Genomic DNA, 17958 nt, shown 5'->3' on the forward strand with positions numbered 1-17958 from the left:
GCTTGACGCTGGCCAGCGGCGGCGCCAGCATGCGCCATGCCTGCATCCACCCGACCCCTGGGCGCCCCGCCCGGCCCCGTCCCCAGCCCCTGGCGCGATGGCCGGCGCTGGTGGTGGCTGCTCTCACCGGCCTTTCCCCTGCTGGTCTGGCTCAATGTGCAGGCCTATGCGCGCAGCGGTCAGGAGGCCTGGCTGTGGCTGAGCAGCCTGATCATCTACGGCCTCATTCCCCTGCTGGATGCCTGGCTGGGCGAGGACCGCAGCAACCCGCCCGAGTCCGCGGTGCCGGCCCTGGAGCGCGACCCCTGGTATCGCCTCATCGTGCTGGCCTTCCTGCCCTTGCAGTACCTGCTGACCCTGCATGGTGCCTGGATCGCCGCCCATCACGAACTCAGCGCCCTGGGCTGGGTGGGCCTGGTGCTCAGCGTGGGCGGCATCAACGGGGTGGCCATCAACACCGCCCACGAGCTGGGCCACAAGCTGCCGGCCTGGGAGCGCTGGCTGGCCCGTGTGGCCCTGGCGCCGGTGGCCTACGGGCATTTCTATGTGGAGCACAACCGGGGTCATCACCGCCGGGTGGCCACACCCGAGGACCCGGCCAGCGCACGCCTGGGCGAGAGCTTCTGGGCCTTTCTGCCGCGCACCCTGTGGGGCGGTCTGCGCTCGGCCTGGGGCCTGGAGCGCGCACGCCTGGCCGGGCACGGCCTGGGGCCCTGGCACTGGCGCAACGAGTGCCTGCAGGCCTGGGCCCTGACGGTCCTGCTTTACGGCGCCCTGCTGCTCTGGCTGGGCTGGGGCGTGCTGGGCTTTCTGCTGGTCCAGGCCCTTTACGGCCTCTCCCTGCTCGAGGTGGTGAACTACATCGAGCATTACGGCCTGCTGCGGGCCCTGGGGCCGGACGGTCGCCGCGTGCGCTGCACGCCCGAGCATTCCTGGAACAGCAACCACCGGGTCTCCAATCTCTTTCTCTACCAGCTGCAGCGCCACAGCGACCACCACGCCCACCCGGCACGGCGCTACCAGGCCCTGCGTCATTTCGAGAACAGCCCCCAGCTCCCGGCCGGCTATGCGGCCCTGCTGCTGCCGGCCTATCTGCCGCCGCTGTGGTTTCGCCTGATGGACCCGCGGGTCCTGGCCCATTACGGCCAGCGGCTGGAGCGCGCCAATCTGCAGCCCGGCCGCGAGGCGGCGCTGCGCCAGCGCTTCGCGCGCCCGCAGCGCTGAGGGCGGACTGATGCCCTAGGCGTGTTAACCGCCCATGCCGCGGGGCCACGCTGGGTTGGACTGAGACGGCGGCGCGGCGGCGCGCGCCGCCCCGACCTCACGCGGCTGGCTGGAAGGCGTAGCCCTGGCCGCTGGGCGCCATGCGGCCCAAGGCCGGGAAGGGGAAGTGGAAGCCGCCCACCATGGCCTTGCTGTCGACGATGCGCTGGAACATCTCGCGGCGCACCTTGCGCGCCGCCTCGGCGTCCATATCGAAGGTAACGGCCCAGTCCGGGTTGCGCGCGAACAGCGCCGGCACATTGGTCAGGTCGGCAATGTAGAAAAAGCTCTGGCCCGCCGACTGCAGCTGGAACAGCGTGTGGCCCGGCGTGTGGCCATAGGCCGCGATCGAGCGAATGCCGGGCGCCACCTCGACGCCGGCCTCGAAGGGCTGGAGCATGCCGGCGGGCATCTGGGCAAAAGTGCGGCGCACATTGTTGAAGGCGCCCTTCATGGCCTCGGGCGCGGCGGCCATCTTGACGTCGTCCATCCAGAAGGCATGCTCGGCCGCCGGCACCATCACCTTGGCCTTCGCGAAGACGAACTCGCCGGCCTTGTTGCGCAGGCCGTTGATGTGGTCGCCGTGGTAGTGCGAGATCAGCACCGTGTCGATATCGCCGGGCTGGAAGCCGGCTGCGCTCAGCTGCGCCAGCAGCTTGCCGGTGGTGGGGCCGCCGAACTCGCCCAGACCGGTGTCCATCAGGATGCGGCGGCCGCCGGCCACGATCAGGAAGGGCGTGAAGGGCACGTCGATGTAGTCGGTGCTCAGGCCCTGCGAGGCCAGCAGCGCGCGCACCTCGGCCAGCGGCGCGTTCTTGACGAACTCCTCGCCCAGCGGGCGGCGGGCCACGCCGTCCAGCAGCGCAATCACCTCGACATCGCCCACCTTGGCGCGCCGAAAGCCCGGGTTGGGCAGCGTCGGCGTGCCGAAGTTCGGCGCGTTCTGCGCCCAGGCAGGCACGAAGGAGGCCGCGGCATAAGCGGTGGTGGCAGCGGCGCCAGCGCCGAGAAAGGTACGCCGATTGAGCATGGAAAACTCTCCAGTTCCGAAAGTGAACGAGAAGTTTGCGATGATCGCGGCCGCCACGGCGTCGCGCCGACTGGGCTGGTTTGTCCCTGTCAGGCACAGGGCTAATCGCGCTGAATGGCGTCGGGTAGCGAGCCTGGCGCTGTGGCATGAATCCGGGCTGCGTGTGCAGACTGTGTGGGCGGCGTCTCGACTCGCCCGTCGTGGGAGCCCGCCTGTCCTGCTTCGGCAGCCGACTCACGCTGCAGCGGGCGCGCAGCGCGCCACTTTGCTCCCGCAAGCTCACCAGGGCGCCGTCGTCTTCCACAATGCCGATGAGTGCAGCTCAGGGCCCGCGGCTCAAGTCAGCGCCGAACTCGCCACATCCTCAAACATAGGGATGCCCCCGCGTGCCCGGCCCGGGCAGGCTGATGCACCTGCATCAGCTCGGAGCCCAAGATGAGCTTTCGCCCCAGCATCTCGTCCACCTCTGAACCCCTATCGCGCGCGCCGCTGGCCGCGGCCTGCGCCTTGCTGCTCCTGTCGCTACCGATGCAGGTGGCGCAGGCGCAGATGAGCAACAGCGGCGCAGTCTTTGTCTGGCCCGGCAATCTGCCGGTGCCTCAGGGCGCCGGACCGGCCGACCTGGGCAACAGCGCGCTCTTCGTGGGTCACGACGCACCGGGCAGCTTTGCCGCGCAGGCCGGCAGCCAGCTACGACTCGGCGCCCTGATGATTGCCCCCAGCTCGGCCGGCCTGGGCGAGGGCAGCGTGCTCATTGATGGCGCCGGCACCCGGGTGTCCCTCGTGGGCGATGGCACATCGCAAGGCAGCCTCAACCGGCTCGGGGTGGGCGAGTGGGGACGTGGCAGCCTGACCGTGTCCGGCGGGGCCGTACTCGATGGCCGCGCCGAGGCCTCGGCCTGTCTGGGCTTGAACCACTTCTGCAACAACTTCATCGGCAACGCGGCCGGCTCCACCGGCGTCTTCACGGTCACGGGCGCCGGCTCCCAGGCCAGCTTCCTCAGGGCTTTCGTCGTGGGGAATCTTGCGGTGTTCCGCCCGCCCATCGACAGCTTCACCTTCGGCAGCCCGGGGGGCAGCAGCCGCGGCACGGTCAATGTGCTGGACGGGGGGCTGCTGGTCACCGACGGCGCCTCCCTGGGTGTGGGCCCGGGCGGCTCCTCCCCGCTGGGCAGCGAGCGCAGCATGGCCGATGTCACGGTCGCAGGCGCCGGCTCGCGCTGGCTGATCACGGGCGGAACGCTGGAGAACGCGGCGGCCGGCATCAACGCCGCCACCCATCGCAATGCCACCGCCTCGATACGGGTGGCCGAGGGTGGCGTGCTGGAAATCGCCGGACCCTCGGGCCAGTACAACTACCTCAACCTCAGCAGCGGCGGCGGGCGCAGCGATATGTCCGTCGAAGGACCGGGCTCCGCCCTGCGCTTCAGCGGCGATGCCTCGGTGCTCCAAGTCGGGCGCAGCCAAGGCAGCGCTGCGCTGAGAGTCAGCCAGGGTGGCGTGATCGAGGGCATCTGGTACACCGTGGTGGGCCGCGACGCCTCTTTCGGTGAACTGGTGCTGGAAGGCGCCGCAAGCCGCCTGTACGCGCATGGCATGGCCTCGGTCGCGGCCACTGGCAACTGGGATCAGCACGCGGTGATCGATGTGGGCCGCAACGGCCACGGCCGCATGATGGTCCGCGACGGTGCCCAGGTCGAAATCATCGCCACCCAAGCACGCGGCAACGGGCCCCATCTCAACCTCGGCCGCGAAGCAGCCTCTTCGGGCAGCCTGAGCATCGAGGGCTCGAACTCCCGCGTGCTGCTGCGCGCCGAGTCTGTGATCGCGGGCGGCGGCGCGGGCGAGGCCTACAACCCATGGGTGCGCATAGGGCGTGACGGCAGCGGCGAACTCAACATCACCGGCGGCGGCCAGTTGCTGCTGGAGGGCAAGGCCGTCTCCACCGTCGCCAATTCCCGCGGGACTCATCTCTACATAGGCGGCACCAGCGACTCCAGCCCCGGCGGCAAGGGCATCGCGCTGGTCAGTGGCGCGGGCTCGGCCATCAAGCTCGACGGTAGCGATGCCTATATCGGCATCGGGCATGGGCCACAAAGCCATGGTCAGCTGACGATCAGCGACCAGGCCCTGGTCAGCAGCACCAATATGATCGTCGGCCGCTCCGGCGGCGTCGGGGTTCTGCGCGTGGACGGCGCCACGCTGGAGCTCAAGGGGCAGCAGACCGGCAGCACCCTCTCGGGCGCGGCCCTGTCCGTGGGCCGCTCCGGCGGCATCGGCGTGGCCAGCCTGGACCACGGCGCCCAGCTCAGGATCTCCAATCCCGGTTCGGCGGGCGCGGGGCTGTATCTCGGCGGCACCGGTCCGGGCCCGCTGGGCGATGGCAGCCTGACCCTGAACAATGGCTCCCGGCTGAGTATCGAGGCCGCGCCCGGGAAGGCCGAACTCAGCGTGGCCCGGGACGGCAGCGCGCTAATGCGGGTCAAAGGCGGCAGCACGGTCGATGTGGGCGATGGCCAAGTCTTCGTGGGCCGGCTCAAGGGCTCGGATGGCACCCTGCTGATCTCGGAGAACTCTGCACTGAGCGCGGGCTGGATCGGCGTGGGTCGCAACAAGACGACCCAGGGCGACGAGGATGGCGGCACCGGCACCCTGGTGCTGCTCAACAGCACCCTGACGGCGCCCACCATCGTGGTGGGCAGCAACGGCTTTCTGGGCGGCAGCGGCAGCATCGTGGGCAATGTCGTCAATCACGGCATCTTCTCGCCGGGCAACTCACCCGGCACCCTGCGCATCGAGGGCGACTACCAGGCCGGCACGGGATCTCGACTGCTGCTGGAGGTGCAAAGCGACGGCCAGGGTGGCTACCTCACCGACCAGCTGGTGTTTGGCGCCGGGCGTCAGGTGGACCTGGCCGGCCTGAAGGTGGAGTTCCGCTTTCTGGGCGGCACCGACCCGACGGCGTTCAACAGCCAGGCCGGGCGCTTTGACATCGGCAAGTTTCTGCTGCAGTCCGATGGCCAGGGCGGGGCCGCAGCCCTTGGCGTGGACAGCTTCAGCCAGGTCAGCTTCAGTGCCAGCGCACAGGACTATGTGATTACGGGATTCAGCTACAGCCCGGGCAGTACCGCGGTCTTTGTCTCGGCGCCGGTGCCTGAACCCAGCACTCTGGCGCTGTGGCTGGCCGGCCTGGGCCTGGCGCAGATCCTGCGGAGACGATCCGCGGCAGCGGCCTGAACGAGCGGCGGGGCGTACTCAGCCCGCCCCCATGGCCTCCCAGACCACCCCCTCCTCCGTCAGCATGGCGTCCAGCGCCACATCGGCGGCATCGGGCCTGAGCAGGGGCAGAAAGCCATGGGCAAAGCCCAGGCCGGCCGTGGCCGGTCGCGGTTGCAGGGCGGCGATGGTGCGGCCCATAAAGCCCCCGCCATAGCCCAGGCGCAGGCCCTCAGGCCCATAGCCCAGACAGGGCAGCAGCAAGAGCTGGGGCTGGAACTGTTCCGTGTCCTTAGGCTTGGGAATGCCAGTGGCATCCTCCTCCATGGGGCAGCCCGGATACCAGACATGAAAGCGCAGCATGCCCTGCGCCTTGTCGACCACGGGCAGGCCGATGCGCCGCCGCGGATTGGCCTCGCTCCAGCGGTAGAGGGCCGGCAGCGGGTCGAACTCGCCCTTGATGGGCCAGTAGGCGCCTATGGTGTCTTCCTGCCGCCGCAGCAGCCAGACGCGCAAGACGCTTTGCAATTGCTCGGCCCGCTCCAGACGCTGCGGCAGGTCGAGACGCTCCCGTATCAGCTTCTGGCGCAGGATGGCCCGGTCGGGCATGAGGGGCGAATTCGGCGGCTGGCTCAATCGCGGCTCCGGCGGTGGAGGGGCAGCCCCGATTGTGGCGGCGGGACGCCCCCGGCCACTATGAGGTCTGTCATGGATGGCTGCGTCCGCCAAAAATGCGCCGAAGCGCCGCCTGCCTCAGGCGGGCGCGAGCCCCCCGCCCAGGGCAGCACCCGCCGCCGAGGCGGACCGCTGGCGCCGCTCCAGCTGGCGCAGCAGCAAATCGGGGCAGGCAATGGGAGGCACCAGCAGCTGGAACTGCGCCTCGGGCCAGCCCTCCAGCAGCACCCGCGCGCCGCTGCGCAGCAGCACGCTCTGACCGGGGCTGAGCCAGACGTCTTCCAGCTCACCGCTCTGGGTCAGCCAGAGCCGTCCGGCGCTGACGCTGAGCTCGCGCGGTCCGGGGCCGATGTCCAGACTCAGGGCCTCGCCCCGCGCCAGGCTCCACAAGGCCTGGGCGGCCGGCGGGAAAAATTGCTTCGAATTCATGACTCCGACTCCCTTGCATGCCCCCGGGACGGCCGGGAAAGCGTAGGTAATGCTAGGGTCAACCCGAATCACGGTCCAATGAGATGCATGCGCCAGATTGATACCATTCGCTCATGAATCAGCCGCTGCGCCAGCGCCCACTCGCCATCGGTCCCCTGCGCGCCTTCGAGGCCGTGGCGCGGCGCCTGAGCTTTCGCGCCGCAGCCGAGGAGCTGCACCTGACCCAGTCCGCCATCAGCCGGCAGATCCAGGCCCTGGAGCAGGAGATCGGCTGCACCCTGTTCCTGCGCGGCACGCGGCATGTGGAGCTGACGGCCGATGGCGCCGCGCTGCAGGCCACGGTCAACACCGTGCTGGACCGGCTCGACGGGACGGTGCGCCAGATCCGCCAGTCCAAGGGGCGACGGGTGGTGAATGTCACCACCTTCGCCTCATTCGCCTCGCTGTGGCTGATTCCGCGCCTGGAAGCCTTCCAGCGCGAGCATCCGGACATCGACATCCGCGTCTCGGCCCATGACGGGCTGGAGGAGCTGGAGGATGGCGAGATCGATCTGGCCCTGCGCTACGCCACGCCCGAGCAGCTGGGTCGGGCCGAGGAGGCCCAGCGCCTGTTTGGCGAGACCCTGACCCCGGTCATCAGCCCCTGGCTGGCGGGGCGCGCGGCGACGGGCGAGGCCCCGCCCTTGCGCCAGCCCGCCGACCTCGCCGGCCACACCCTGGCCGAGGAGGATGACCAGCGCCCCAGCGCCGAATACCTGAGCTGGCGCCGCTGGCTGCGCGAGCACGGCGTGGCCACCCTGCAGCCGCGCCGCTGGATGTACCTCAACTTCACCTACCAGCAGGTGCAGGCCGCCCTGGCCGGCCAGGCCGTGGCCCTGGCCCGCCTGGCCCTGGTGAGCGAGCAACTGCAGCGCGGCGACCTGATCGAACCCTTCGGCCCCGAGGGTCGCGCCAGCAGTCCCTTTGTGTACTGGCTGCTGCTCTCGCGCCACGGCCGCGGCCGGCCCGAGGTGCAGCAGTTCAGCGCCTGGGTGCTGGAGCAGGCCCGGCAGTCGCGCCAGGACATTGGCGAGCAGGACTGAGCGCGTGGGGCTGCCCCTCTCCGCAGGCCGAGCCCGCAGAAAAACAAGGGAAAACCCTAGTTACTCATGCAAGCGATAAGCGAGATCGTCCACTAACGATCAGGTAGGAATCGCAAGCGCAGAGCGACCACGATTCGCCGGCTTGGGCTCAAGCTTCGGGAGCACCCAGCTCATGCTTGAACATGCACTGCCTTCCGCCAGCGCCTACGCTCGGCTTCAAAGACTGCCGCTGCGCCACAAGATCGCACTGACCGTCGCCCTGCTTCTGCTGCTGAGCCTGGCCACGACGGCCACCGTGATCGGCGTGAAGAGTAGCCTCAGTGCGCAGCAAGCTGCCCATGATTTGGCCCGCGCCCGCACCCAGAATGCTGCTGGTGCCGTGCAAACGAGCATTGCGGCCAATCTGTCCGCCGTGCGGGTGTTGGCGAAGTCCATGGCACGCACACGGTCGGTCGACCAAGCCTTGGCGCGCGATCAGATTGACGAACTCACGCGCGCCTTGCTCGACGAGGCGCCCGACTTCATCGGCGCAGCGGTGACCTGGGAACCCAATGCCCTGGACGGCAAGGACGCCGAGTTTGCCGATCAGAAACCGCGCTTTGACGCCAGCGGTCGTTTCATGCCCTATTGGACCCGTCGCAGCGATGGCAGCCATCATGTGGAGCCCATCGTCTTCGGGACGGGGCCCGGCGACAACGACTGGTACGACGTTCCCAAGCGCACGCTCAAACCCTTCTTCACCGAACCCTACAACTACCCGATTGAAGGCAAGGACGTGCTGATGGCCTCCTTGGTGGCGCCCATCCTCATTCAGGGCCAGTTTCGCGGCACCGCGAGTGCAGACTTCACCGTGCAGCAGCTTTCCAAGCTCCTGGCCGAACTGCAAACCCTGCCCGGCGGCCAGCTGACGCTGCTATCCAACGGAGGGCTGTACGCCACCCACGCCCAGTCCGCACGGCTGGGCAAACCAGCCGAGGAGCTGCCCAAGACCTTGCTGTCGGATGTGGCAGCAGGACGCAGTCACGCCTTCGAGACCGGGGACCGCGCCTATGTCTGCGAGCCGGTGCGTGTGCATCCGGAAATCGCCCCCTGGAGCATCTGCATGGACTACCCCTTGAGCGAGGCCAAGGCGGTGGCACGCGAGCTCGTCGCCTGGGCAGTCGGTACCGCCGTCGTGCTGGCCGGGCTGGCCATGGTGATACTGCTGGGGCTGCTGCACCGGCTGACCTCGCCGCTTCGGGATCTGGCAGGCGCCATGCGCGATCTCGCCAGCGGCGATGCAGACCTGCGACGCCGACTGCGGGTCAGATCCCGAGATGAGCTCGGCGAGATCGCCCAGGGTTTCAATGGCTTTGTCGAGAAGGTCAACGACTCGATGCTGCAGATTCGCGCGACCGCTGGCTCGGTGCAGGTGGCCTCCAGCGAGATCGCAACCGGCAACACCGATCTTTCGGCACGCACCGAGCAGACGGCGGCAAATCTGCAGAAGACGGCCTCGGCCATGGAAGAGATTGCCTCCACCGTCCGCCACACCGCACAAACGGCGGAAGAGGCCGCGCGCCTGGCCGCTGAGGCCAGCGAGGTGGCTCAGCGCGGCGGGCGAGAAGTGACCGGGGTGGTCCAGACCATGGAGGCCATCCAGCAAAGTTCGCGCCGCATCGCTGACATCATCGGCGTTATCGATGGGATCGCCTTCCAGACCAATATCCTGGCCCTGAACGCGGCCGTCGAGGCAGCACGCGCCGGCGAGCAGGGACGCGGCTTTGCGGTCGTGGCCAGCGAGGTGCGCTCGCTGGCAGGACGCTCGGCCGGTGCCGCGAAGGAGATCAAGACCCTGATCAACGACTCGGTCGAGCGGGTCAGTGCGGGCGCCCATGAGGTTTCGAAGACCGGGCACACCATGAACGAGGCCGTGCAGGCCGCCATCCGCGTGGCATCCCTGGTCGGCAATATCTCGACCGCGACGCGCGAACAAAGTGCAGGTGTCGAGGACGTCAATGCCGCGCTCGCTCAGCTGGACCAGATGACCCAGCAGAACGCGGCCCTGGTCGAGCAGAGCAGCGCGGCCGCGCTCTCGCTGCGCGAGCAGGCCGACTCGCTCGGCTCGGTGGTGGCGAGCTTCCGCATGGACGAGGGGAGCTGAACATGCGCAAGCTTGCCGTGATACTGCCTGTAGTCGTGCTATTCCCTGCGGCAAGCCCGGCCGAGGAGGCGCCCAGCACATCGGCCAATCTGGCCTTGACCAGCAACTATGTCTCCAGGGGCTTTACCCAGAGCTGGGGACGCCCCGCACTGCAGGGGGGCATTGACCACATCCGTCCCAGCGGACTCTTTGCCGGCCTCTGGTTCTCAACGCTGAGCACCAAGGAGTTTCGCGATGGTCCGCTGGAGGTGGATCTCTATGGCGGCATGACCGGCAGCATGGCCGGTCTGAACTGGACCGCCGCAGCCTATTACTACCTTTACCCAGGCTCCTCATCCCCCTTCGTGGGCAATCGCCGCTACGACTACGCCGAGGCCAAGCTCGGGCTGTCCCAGGGCGCCTGGTCCATCAACGGCTACTGGGTACTGACACAGCGCTGGTTCGGTACCTTCAGTGATGCGCGCGGCAGCAGCTATCTCGAGCTGGGCTACACGGCCGATCTGGGTGAGGGCTGGACACTTCCGGTGCAGGCCGGCTTCGGGCAGATTCGCAAGCACCCCGAGGCCCGGTGGCGGCAGGCGCGATTCGGACTGAACAAATCCCTGGATGGTGGTCTGAACCTGCTGCTTACCGTCTCGCGCGCCTGGGATCGCGACCAGTTCTACACCTCAGCCAACTACAGCATCGATCCGCAAGGCCTCGTGCCCGTCAAGCGACTGGGGCCCACGCAATGGGCGCTGACCCTCAGCAAGAGTTGGTAGCCCCCACGAGACTCAGGGGCAAAGCACTTCGCGCTCGGTGAGGATCAGGGTGGGCGCCTGGTCGTGGTCCTGCGCGGCGAACTCGGCCTCGCAGCAGCTCCAGGCCAGGCCCACGCTGGTCACGCCGGGGTGGGCCGCCAGCCAACGGTCAAAGTAGCCGCCGCCATAACCCAGGCGATAGCCCGCGCGGTTGAAGCCCACGCAGGGCAGCAGCACCACATCGGGCGTCACGCGCGCACCGTCGCTGCTGGGGATGCCGCACTCGTCCTTCACGCCCGCATCGGCATGGCCGTCCCAGCGCCGGTACTCCATGCGGCGCCCCTCGCGAAAGGCATAAGGCAGGGCCAGCTGCACCCCGACCGGCACGAAGGCCGGCAGGAAAGCAGCGCCTGCGTTAAATTCCCCTTCAAGAGGCCAGTACAGGCCCAGCACCTCGGGCTCCAGCTGCTGCAAGAGCTCGCCCAGGCGCCGGGCCAGAGCCTCCTGGGCCGAGGCCCCGTCCTCGCTGCCCAGCCATTGCGGGCGCAGCTCACGCAGACGCTGACGCAGGGCCGCCCGATCGGGGTCGGCAGGCTGGGAGTCGATGGGGGGCTTGGGCATGGAATTCATGGCGGAAAGCAAAGATGTTCTTGGCAGTATATGAAGGCGCCCCGGCGCGCAGGGTCGGCATCGGTGGGCGGATCATGGGGCTGGTCGCCCTGGCGGCGGCGCTGTGTCTGGGCGCTGGCGTTCAGGCCCAGACGAACACGGACTCCAGCGATCTGGTGCTGCAGGCGCGGGAGGCCCAACGCAGCCGTGATGCGCAGCGCCTGAGCGAACTCAATGCCCAGGCGCAATCCCAGCAGCACCTCCTGGCTTCCTGGGTGGATTACTGGCTGCTCGGTCTGCGTCTGGCCGAGGCCCGGCAATCGGACCTGGAGGCTTTCTACGCCCGCTGGCCCGGCAGCTATGTCGAGGACCGCATGCGCAATGACTGGCTGCTGGAGCTGGGCAAGCGCCGCGACTGGAAGAACTTTGCCGAGGACTATCCACGCTTTCGCATGAACGACGACCGCGAGGTGCGCTGCTATGCCCTGCTGACCGAGCATCTGGCCGGCCGCGATGTGCGCCGCGAGGCTCGCGCCACCTGGCTGGCCCAGCGCGATGGCGACGATGGCTGCCAGCTGCTGGCCAGCACCCTGCTGGAAGCCGGCCGCCTCACGCGTGAGGATGCCTGGCTCAAGCTGCGCCTGGCGGCCGAGGCCAACCGGCCGCGCGCCATGCAGGGGGCGGCCCGCTTGCTGGGCAAGACCGTCGAGGCCGAGCTCAAGCTCATGCAGGACAAGCCGCTGCGCTACCTGAACCGCAAGGGGGCCGGGGACAATCTGCTGCGCAAGGAGCTGGCCACCCTGGCCCTGGTGCGCGGCGCCGCCAGCGAGCCCGATGCGGCGGCCGAGCTGCTGCGCGAGCGCTGGGAGCGCCAGCTGCCTCATGAGCTGGCGGCCTGGGCCTGGGCCCAGGTGGCCCGCGTCAGCGCGCTGCGCCTGCAGCCCGAGGCGGCCGATCACTACGAGCAGGCCCTGCGCCTGCAGGGGCGCCAACGCCCCGAGTGGAGCGATGAGACCCTGGCCTGGGCGGCCCGTGCCGCACTGCGCGCCGATGAAGGCCGCGGCCGCCCCGCCCTGCTGCTCAAGGCCGTGGACCTGCTGGAGCAGCAGGAAGGCAGCAGCGCGGCCCGCGATCCCGCCTGGGCCTTTTGGAAGGCCCGCATGCTGCGCGCCAGCCACCCCGCCGGCTCGCCCCAGGCCGCCCAGGCTCAGGCCCTGTTCCAGGGCCTGGCCTCGCCGCTGAGCTTCTACGGCAAGCTGGCCGCCGAGGAGCTGGGCCTGCGCCCCGCCCTGCCCGCCGCGCCCGCCCCGCTCACGGCCGCCGAGCGCGCCCAGGCCCAGGCCCACCCGGGGCTGGCTCGCGCCCTGCGCCTGATCGAGCTGGGCCTGCGCAATGAGGGCGTGCGCGAATGGAACTTCAGCCTGCGCGGCATGAGCGACCGGGAGCTCTTGGCCGCGGCCCAGCTGGCCTGCGAGCGCGAGGTCTGGGACCGCTGCATCAACACCAGCGAGCGCACCCGCCAGGAGATCGACCTGAACCAGCGCTTTCCCACGCCCTTCCGCAAGGAGCTGCTGCCGCAGGCGCGCGAGGCCGGTCTGGACCCGGCCTATGTCTACGGCCTGATCCGCCAGGAGTCGCGTTTCATGACCGATGCCCGCTCCCATGTGGGAGCCTCGGGCCTGATGCAGGTCATGCCGGCCACCGCGCGCTGGACGGCCAAGAAGGTGGGCCTGGCCTACAAGCCCGAGCTGCTGACCGACCGCGACTTCAATCTGCGCATCGGCACCGCCTATCTCAGGCTGGTGCTGGATGACTTTGGCGGTTCCCAGGCCATGGCGGCCGCGGCCTACAACGCCGGCCCCGGCCGCCCGCGCCGCTGGCGCGAGGGGCCACGTCTTGACGCCGCGGTCTGGGCCGAGAACATTCCCTTCAACGAGACGCGCGACTATGTGAAGCGCGTGCTCTCCAACGCCACCATCTATGCCCAGCTGCTGGGCGGGGACGCTCCCGAGTTGCGCGCCCGCCTGGGACGCGCCATCGGCCCCGCCAGCGGCCCCACATCGGATCTGCCATGAGCCTGGAACAGCCTGCCATCCTCATCATCGGCGGCAGCGGCTTTGTGGGCCGCAGCCTGTGCGAGCAGCTGGTGCAGCACTTTGGCGGCTGCGCCCGCCTGACCCTGCCCAGCCGCCACCCCGACAAGGCCAAGGCCCTGCGCGCCCTGCCCGGCCTGACCCTGCTGGGCGCCGATGTGCATGACGATGCCCAACTGGCCAGCCTGCTGCAGGGCCAGGACGTGGTGGTGAATCTGGTGGCCATCCTGCAGGGCAGCGAAGCCGCATTCGAGCACGCCCATGTGCAGCTGCCGCAGCGCCTGGCGCGCCTGTGCCCGGCGCACACCCGCATCGTGCATGTCAGCGCCCTGGGCGTGAGCGAGCAGGCGCCCTCGCGCTATCTGCGTTCCAAGGCCCGCGGCGAGGCCGCGCTGCGCGCCGCGCGGCCGGATGCCACGGTGCTGCGTCCCTCGGTGATCTTCGGGCGCGATGACAGCTTCCTGAACCTCTTCGCCCGTCTGCAGGGCCTGTTCCCGCTGATGCCCCTGGCCGGGGCCGATGCGCGCTTCCAGCCCGTGTGGGTGGAGGACGTGGCCCGCGCCCTGCTGCGCTGCATTGTGGACGCGCCGGCCACCGCGGGCCGGGTGTTCGAGGCCGCTGGCCCGCGCGAGTGGCACCTGGCGGAACTCGTGCGCCTGGCCGGCCGGCTCAGCGGCCATGAGCGCCCCATCCTGCCCCTGCCGGGGCCCCTGGCGCGGCTGCAGGCCCTGGCCATGGAGTGCCTGCCGGGCGAGCCCCTGATGTCGCGCGACAACCTGGACTCCATGCGCGTGCCCAATGTGGCCAGCGGCCAGTTGCCCGGCCTGGCCGAGCTGGGCATCCACCCCGCCGACCTGGAGGCGGTGGCGCCCGACTATCTGGGCCGCGACCCGCGCGAGCGCCTGGACGACTGGCGCGCCCGGCACCGCTGAGGCCGGCCTCCCGCCGCATCAATCCCATGAGGAATCGGCAAGCACGGGCGGGCCGCACGCCGTTAGCATGAGGCCTCGACTCACGGGACAGGCCTCATGCAACTGATCATCGGCAACAAGAACTACTCCTCCTGGTCCATGCGCCCCTGGGTGCTGCTCAAGGCCTTCGGCATTGCCTTCGAGGAACGCAAGCTGCGCTTTGACTTCACGCCGGGCTCCAGCTTCTACCAGGCTCTGGCGGTCTACACGCCCACGGCCAAGGTGCCGGTGCTGGTGGAGGACGACGGCTTCGCGGTCTGGGACACCCTGGCCATCACCGAGCACATTGCCGATCGCCACCCCGAGCTGCCCATCTGGCCGCGTGATGCGCGCCAGCGCAGCCGCGCCCGCAGCCTCTGCGCCGAGATGCATGCGGGCTTTGCCACCCTGCGCAATCTCTGCCCCATGAATGTCGAGGCGGCCCTGCCCGATGTGGGCGCCAAGCATATGGCCGAGAGCCGCCAGCTGCACGCCGATCTGGCGCGCATCGATGCCATGTGGGGCGAGGCGCTGAAGCAATCCGGCGGCCCCTTCCTCTTTGGCGAGTTCAGCGCGGCCGATGCCTTCTATGCGCCGGTGGCCCTGCGGGTGCGTACCTACGCCCTGCCCCTGTCCGAGAACAGCCGTGCCTATGTGGAGCGCCTGATCGCGGCGCCCGGCGTGCGCGAGTGGATCGCCGACGCCCTGGCCGAGCAGGACTTCCTGGACTTCGAGGAGCCCTACCGCCGCGGCCGCGGCTGAGAAGCCCCCGTCCGCCCTGCATGCCTACACTTGCGGGCATGAAAGTCTTTTGTGTAGGCGGCAGCGTGCGCGACGCGCTGCTGGGGCGGCCCTCCTCGGACCGCGACTGGGTGGTGGTGGGCGCCAGCCCCGAGCAGCTGCTGGCCCTGGGCTACCAGCCCGTGGGCAAGGACTTCCCGGTCTTTCTGCACCCGCAGACCCATGAGGAATACGCCCTGGCCCGCACCGAGCGCAAGACCGCGCCGGGCTACCACGGCTTTGCCTTCCATGCCGCGCCCGACGTGACGCTGGAGCAAGACCTGGCACGGCGCGACCTCACCATCAATGCCATGGCCCGCGACGAGACCGGCCAGCTGCACGATCCCTATGGCGGCGAGCGCGATCTGCACGACAAGGTGCTGCGCCATGTCTCGCCGGCCTTTGCGGAGGACCCGGTGCGCATCCTGCGCCTGGCCCGCTTCAGCGCCCGCTTTCACGACTTCACGGTCGCGCCCGAAACCCTGGACCTGATGCGGCAGATGGTGGCCGCCGGCGAGGTCGATGCCCTGGTGGCCGAACGCGTGTGGCAGGAGATCAGCCGCGGCCTGATGGAGGCACAGCCCTCACGCATGTTCGAGCTGCTGCGCGAGGTGGGCGCCCTGGAGCGCCTGGCGCCGGAGATAGCACGCTTGTTCGGCGTGCCCCAGCCCGAGGCCCACCATCCCGAGATCGACACCGGTGTGCACCTGATGATGGTGCTGGACCAGTGTGCGCGGCTGGCGGCGCCGCTGCCGGTGCGCTACGCCTGCCTCTGCCACGATCTGGGCAAGGGCCTGACCCCGGCCGAGGCCCTGCCCCGCCATATCGGCCATGAGGGCCGCGGCGTGCCGCTGGCGCGGCGCCTGAGCGAGCGCTGGCGCGTGCCCGGCGACTGCCGCGAGCTGGCCGAGCTGATGGCCCGCGAGCACACCCATGTGCACCAGAGCGGCAGCTTCGGCCCCGAGGCCCGGCTGCGCCTGATGGAGCGCTGCGATGCCTGGCGCCGCCCCGAGCGCTTCGAGCAGCTGCTGCTGGCCTGCGAATGCGATGCCCGCGGCCGCCTGGGCCTGGAAGACCGCGACTACCCGCAGCGCCCGCGCCTGCAGCGCGATCTGCAGGCCTTGCGGGCCCTGGACCTGGGCGCCGTCAGCGCCGCCGCCCTGGCCGCCGGCAAGACCGGTCCGGCCATAGGCCGCGCGGTGCAGGCGGCGCGGCTGCAGGCGCTGAACCAGTTCCCCTAAAGAGGGATGGTCCTGCCGTGCTGGAGCTGGGATGCTCACAGCCCGCCCACACAGGCAAGTCCTTGAGAAAGTGCTCAGTTCCGTGAAAGCCTTACTTCCGACAGCAATGGCACTTGTCGCCTATGCGGGCATCGGCATGGCTGCACTCAGCCCCGATTTGTCTCTGGGCGACCCGGATAGCAGCCTGCTGCTATTCATCTGGATCGCCGCCACGCTGTTCTTGTTGTTTCGCCTGCTGGCCGAACCCCGATCCGCGACAGCATGGATGCGAGCCCTGCGTTTGCTTGGAGCCGTGTTGGTGATCGCCGCCCTGGTGCCCATGGTGCTTGCCGTCTTGGGCAAAAGCGTTCTAGAACGGAAATCCGCCGCCGTTAACTGCGGGAACCAGCTTCGCTATGTGGTCATGCACAGCGGCGGTTTCGGCAGCACCTGGTTCAACGTGATCGAGATGAAGCGGGTGCTGCCCATGGTCTACACCACCCGTACGCTGGAACACTACGAGCGCGAAACCGTCGAGGACCTGCGCTGCCTCGGCGGCAGCGGCGTCGAGGTGCGGCTGAGCGAGTACGGGAAGCCCGAGCGCATCGAGACGCTGGGGCAGCAGTAGCCCGGCCGCGCCGCTCAGAGCATGTGCGAGCGGTCTCCGGCCGCGAAGCCCAGGGCGTCGAAGCCCTCGCCCACGGCAAAGCCCACCACCTTGAAGAGCTCGCCCATCTCGTGCTCGGTGATCAGGCGGTGGGCCATGGTTCGGCCGGCCAGATCGCTGGTGCACAGCAGGTCCACCAGGCCGCAGTTGATCAGGAAGTTGGCCTGGCTGGTGTAGCCCAGCACCATCAGGCCGGCATCCTGGCCGGTGAGCGCGATGCCGCTGAAGTTCACATGGGCGGTGATGTCCTTCTCGCCCACCCGCAGCAGGGGATCGGGGTCGGCGCGGTGCTCGTGGTGGCACATCAGGGTGCCGCCCAGGCGCTGCGGGTGGTAGTACTCGGCGGCCGGGAAGCCGTAGTCGATCAGGAAGATGGCGCCGCGCGTGAGCCGCTCGGCCAGGGTGCGGATGAAGGCCTCGCCCTGGGCGTGCAGCTCGGTCACGGTGCCGGGCACGAAGTCCACCGGCTCGTCCAGCGGCGGGCGCAGCTCGCTGGCGCGGTCGGCCCAGGCGAAGCCGGGCTTGGCTTCGTCCCAGACCACGCCACGCTCCTGCCACTGCTGGCCGTCGAAATGGATGAGCTGCACCGGCATGGCGTCCAGCAGCTCATTGCCCAGCACCACGCCCTCGAAGCGTTCGGGCAGGGCGTCCAGCCACTGCACCTTGTCACCCCAGGCGGCCAGGCGCTGCTGCTGGCGGGCGCGCAAGCTGCCCGAGAGGTCCACGATCTGGTAGCGCTGCAGGCGCTCGCCCAGCACTTCCAGGATCTGGGCCGCCAGGGCACCGCTGCCGGCGCCGAACTCGATCACGGTGTCGGTACCGGTGGCCTCCAGGGCCTGGGCCAGCTGGCAGGCCAGGGCGCGGCCGAAGAGCGGCGACATCTCGGGCGCGGTGACAAAGTCCGAGCCTCCCGCGGCCCCGGGCATCAGGCCGAACTTGTTGCGGCCGCCGCTGTAATAGCCCAGACCCGGGGCATACAGGGCCAGCTCCATGAAGCGGTCAAAGCCTATCCAGCCGCCGGCGTCGGCGAGGGTCTGGCGAATCAGGGTCTGCAAATCCAT

15 protein-coding genes are annotated in these 17958 nt (G+C 69.4%); 10 read left to right on the forward strand and 5 right to left on the reverse strand.

Features of this window, described 5'->3' with window-relative positions:
* Positions 1–36: 36 nt before the first annotated feature.
* Positions 37–1224, forward strand: a complete 1188-nt coding sequence (locus DFR39_RS16600) for an alkane 1-monooxygenase (protein WP_133604970.1) — start codon at positions 37–39, stop codon at positions 1222–1224.
* Between the two features lie 97 nt (positions 1225–1321).
* On the opposite strand, the gene DFR39_RS16605 is transcribed toward DFR39_RS16600, so the two are convergent.
* Positions 1322–2293, reverse strand: coding sequence for an MBL fold metallo-hydrolase (locus DFR39_RS16605; protein WP_133604971.1), 972 nt, complete (start codon positions 2291–2293; stop codon positions 1322–1324).
* Between the two features lie 435 nt (positions 2294–2728).
* Between DFR39_RS16605 and DFR39_RS16610 the strand changes: the two genes are divergently transcribed.
* Positions 2729–5530 carry a PEP-CTERM sorting domain-containing protein gene (locus DFR39_RS16610; protein WP_133604972.1) on the forward strand — a complete coding sequence of 934 codons (2802 nt, stop codon included), beginning with the start codon at positions 2729–2731 and terminating at the stop codon, positions 5528–5530.
* Between the two features lie 18 nt (positions 5531–5548).
* Here the strand turns inward: DFR39_RS16610 and DFR39_RS16615 are convergent, their stop codons facing one another.
* Positions 5549–6118, reverse strand: coding sequence for a 5-formyltetrahydrofolate cyclo-ligase (locus DFR39_RS16615; protein WP_133604973.1), 570 nt, complete (start codon positions 6116–6118; stop codon positions 5549–5551).
* A 144-nt stretch (positions 6119–6262) separates the two neighbouring features.
* Positions 6263–6613, reverse strand: coding sequence for a DUF2917 domain-containing protein (locus DFR39_RS16620; RefSeq protein ID WP_133604974.1), 351 nt, complete (start codon positions 6611–6613; stop codon positions 6263–6265).
* A gap of 113 nt (positions 6614–6726) precedes the next feature.
* Here DFR39_RS16620 and DFR39_RS16625 point away from each other — a divergent pair, with 113 nt between their 5' ends.
* From DFR39_RS16625 to DFR39_RS16635, 3 genes are all read left to right on the forward strand, one after another.
* Positions 6727–7695, forward strand: a complete 969-nt coding sequence (locus DFR39_RS16625) for a LysR substrate-binding domain-containing protein (protein ID WP_133604975.1) — start codon at positions 6727–6729, stop codon at positions 7693–7695.
* A gap of 172 nt (positions 7696–7867) precedes the next feature.
* Positions 7868–9838, forward strand: coding sequence for a methyl-accepting chemotaxis protein (locus DFR39_RS16630; RefSeq protein ID WP_133604976.1), 1971 nt, complete (start codon positions 7868–7870; stop codon positions 9836–9838).
* A 2-nt stretch (positions 9839–9840) separates the two neighbouring features.
* A complete protein-coding gene (locus tag DFR39_RS16635; protein WP_133604977.1) occupies positions 9841–10599 on the forward strand; it encodes a TorF family putative porin in 759 nt (252 codons plus the stop codon).
* Between the two features lie 12 nt (positions 10600–10611).
* Here DFR39_RS16635 and DFR39_RS16640 read toward each other — a convergent pair whose 3' ends face one another.
* Positions 10612–11208, reverse strand: a complete 597-nt coding sequence (locus DFR39_RS16640) for a 5-formyltetrahydrofolate cyclo-ligase (RefSeq protein ID WP_133604978.1) — start codon at positions 11206–11208, stop codon at positions 10612–10614.
* Between the two features lie 74 nt (positions 11209–11282).
* On the opposite strand from DFR39_RS16640, the gene DFR39_RS16645 reads away from it, so the two are divergent.
* From DFR39_RS16645 to DFR39_RS16665, 5 genes are all read left to right on the forward strand, one after another.
* Positions 11283–13262, forward strand: coding sequence for a lytic transglycosylase domain-containing protein (locus DFR39_RS16645; RefSeq protein ID WP_133604979.1), 1980 nt, complete (start codon positions 11283–11285; stop codon positions 13260–13262).
* A complete protein-coding gene (locus DFR39_RS16650) occupies positions 13259–14212 on the forward strand; it encodes a complex I NDUFA9 subunit family protein (RefSeq protein ID WP_133604980.1) in 954 nt (317 codons plus the stop codon). The genes DFR39_RS16645 and DFR39_RS16650 overlap by 4 nt, the downstream gene beginning before the upstream one ends.
* 96 nt (positions 14213–14308) lie before the next feature.
* On the forward strand, positions 14309–14992 hold the full coding sequence (locus tag DFR39_RS16655; RefSeq protein WP_133604981.1) for a glutathione S-transferase family protein: 684 nt from the start codon (positions 14309–14311) through the stop codon (positions 14990–14992).
* 38 nt (positions 14993–15030) lie between these two features.
* Positions 15031–16251, forward strand: coding sequence for a multifunctional CCA addition/repair protein (locus DFR39_RS16660; RefSeq protein ID WP_133604982.1), 1221 nt, complete (start codon positions 15031–15033; stop codon positions 16249–16251).
* A 106-nt stretch (positions 16252–16357) separates the two neighbouring features.
* Complete coding sequence (locus DFR39_RS16665) at positions 16358–16858, forward strand: hypothetical protein (protein ID WP_133604983.1); 501 nt, start codon at positions 16358–16360, stop codon at positions 16856–16858.
* 14 nt (positions 16859–16872) lie between these two features.
* Here the strand turns inward: DFR39_RS16665 and DFR39_RS16670 are convergent, their stop codons facing one another.
* Positions 16873–17958 (reverse strand): class I SAM-dependent methyltransferase, encoded by a 1086-nt coding sequence (locus tag DFR39_RS16670; RefSeq protein WP_133604984.1) that lies wholly within the window; start codon positions 17956–17958, stop codon positions 16873–16875.

Origin of the sequence: Roseateles asaccharophilus (assembly GCF_004362405.1) — a bacterium.
Taxonomy (GTDB): Bacteria; Pseudomonadota; Gammaproteobacteria; order Burkholderiales; family Burkholderiaceae_C; genus Kinneretia; species Kinneretia asaccharophila.

What these genes read in the sequence shown, in the direction of transcription:
- DFR39_RS16670 (WP_133604984.1), bottom strand. Translation starts at nt 17,958, where the DNA reads ATGGATTTGCAGACCCTGATTCGCCAGACCCTCGCCGACGCCGGCGGC.
- DFR39_RS16630 (WP_133604976.1), top strand. Translation starts at nt 7,868, where the DNA reads ATGCTTGAACATGCACTGCCTTCCGCCAGCGCCTACGCTCGGCTTCAA.
- DFR39_RS16665 (WP_133604983.1), top strand. Translation starts at nt 16,358, where the DNA reads ATGGCACTTGTCGCCTATGCGGGCATCGGCATGGCTGCACTCAGCCCC.
- DFR39_RS16635 (WP_133604977.1), top strand. Translation starts at nt 9,841, where the DNA reads ATGCGCAAGCTTGCCGTGATACTGCCTGTAGTCGTGCTATTCCCTGCG.
- DFR39_RS16645 (WP_133604979.1), top strand. Translation starts at nt 11,283, where the DNA reads ATGGGGCTGGTCGCCCTGGCGGCGGCGCTGTGTCTGGGCGCTGGCGTT.
- DFR39_RS16615 (WP_133604973.1), bottom strand. Translation starts at nt 6,118, where the DNA reads ATGCCCGACCGGGCCATCCTGCGCCAGAAGCTGATACGGGAGCGTCTC.
- DFR39_RS16610 (WP_133604972.1), top strand. Translation starts at nt 2,729, where the DNA reads ATGAGCTTTCGCCCCAGCATCTCGTCCACCTCTGAACCCCTATCGCGC.
- DFR39_RS16620 (WP_133604974.1), bottom strand. Translation starts at nt 6,613, where the DNA reads ATGAATTCGAAGCAATTTTTCCCGCCGGCCGCCCAGGCCTTGTGGAGC.
- DFR39_RS16655 (WP_133604981.1), top strand. Translation starts at nt 14,309, where the DNA reads ATGCAACTGATCATCGGCAACAAGAACTACTCCTCCTGGTCCATGCGC.
- DFR39_RS16605 (WP_133604971.1), bottom strand. Translation starts at nt 2,293, where the DNA reads ATGCTCAATCGGCGTACCTTTCTCGGCGCTGGCGCCGCTGCCACCACC.
- DFR39_RS16640 (WP_133604978.1), bottom strand. Translation starts at nt 11,208, where the DNA reads ATGAATTCCATGCCCAAGCCCCCCATCGACTCCCAGCCTGCCGACCCC.
- DFR39_RS16625 (WP_133604975.1), top strand. Translation starts at nt 6,727, where the DNA reads ATGAATCAGCCGCTGCGCCAGCGCCCACTCGCCATCGGTCCCCTGCGC.
- DFR39_RS16650 (WP_133604980.1), top strand. Translation starts at nt 13,259, where the DNA reads ATGAGCCTGGAACAGCCTGCCATCCTCATCATCGGCGGCAGCGGCTTT.
- DFR39_RS16660 (WP_133604982.1), top strand. Translation starts at nt 15,031, where the DNA reads ATGAAAGTCTTTTGTGTAGGCGGCAGCGTGCGCGACGCGCTGCTGGGG.
- DFR39_RS16600 (WP_133604970.1), top strand. Translation starts at nt 37, where the DNA reads ATGCCTGCATCCACCCGACCCCTGGGCGCCCCGCCCGGCCCCGTCCCC.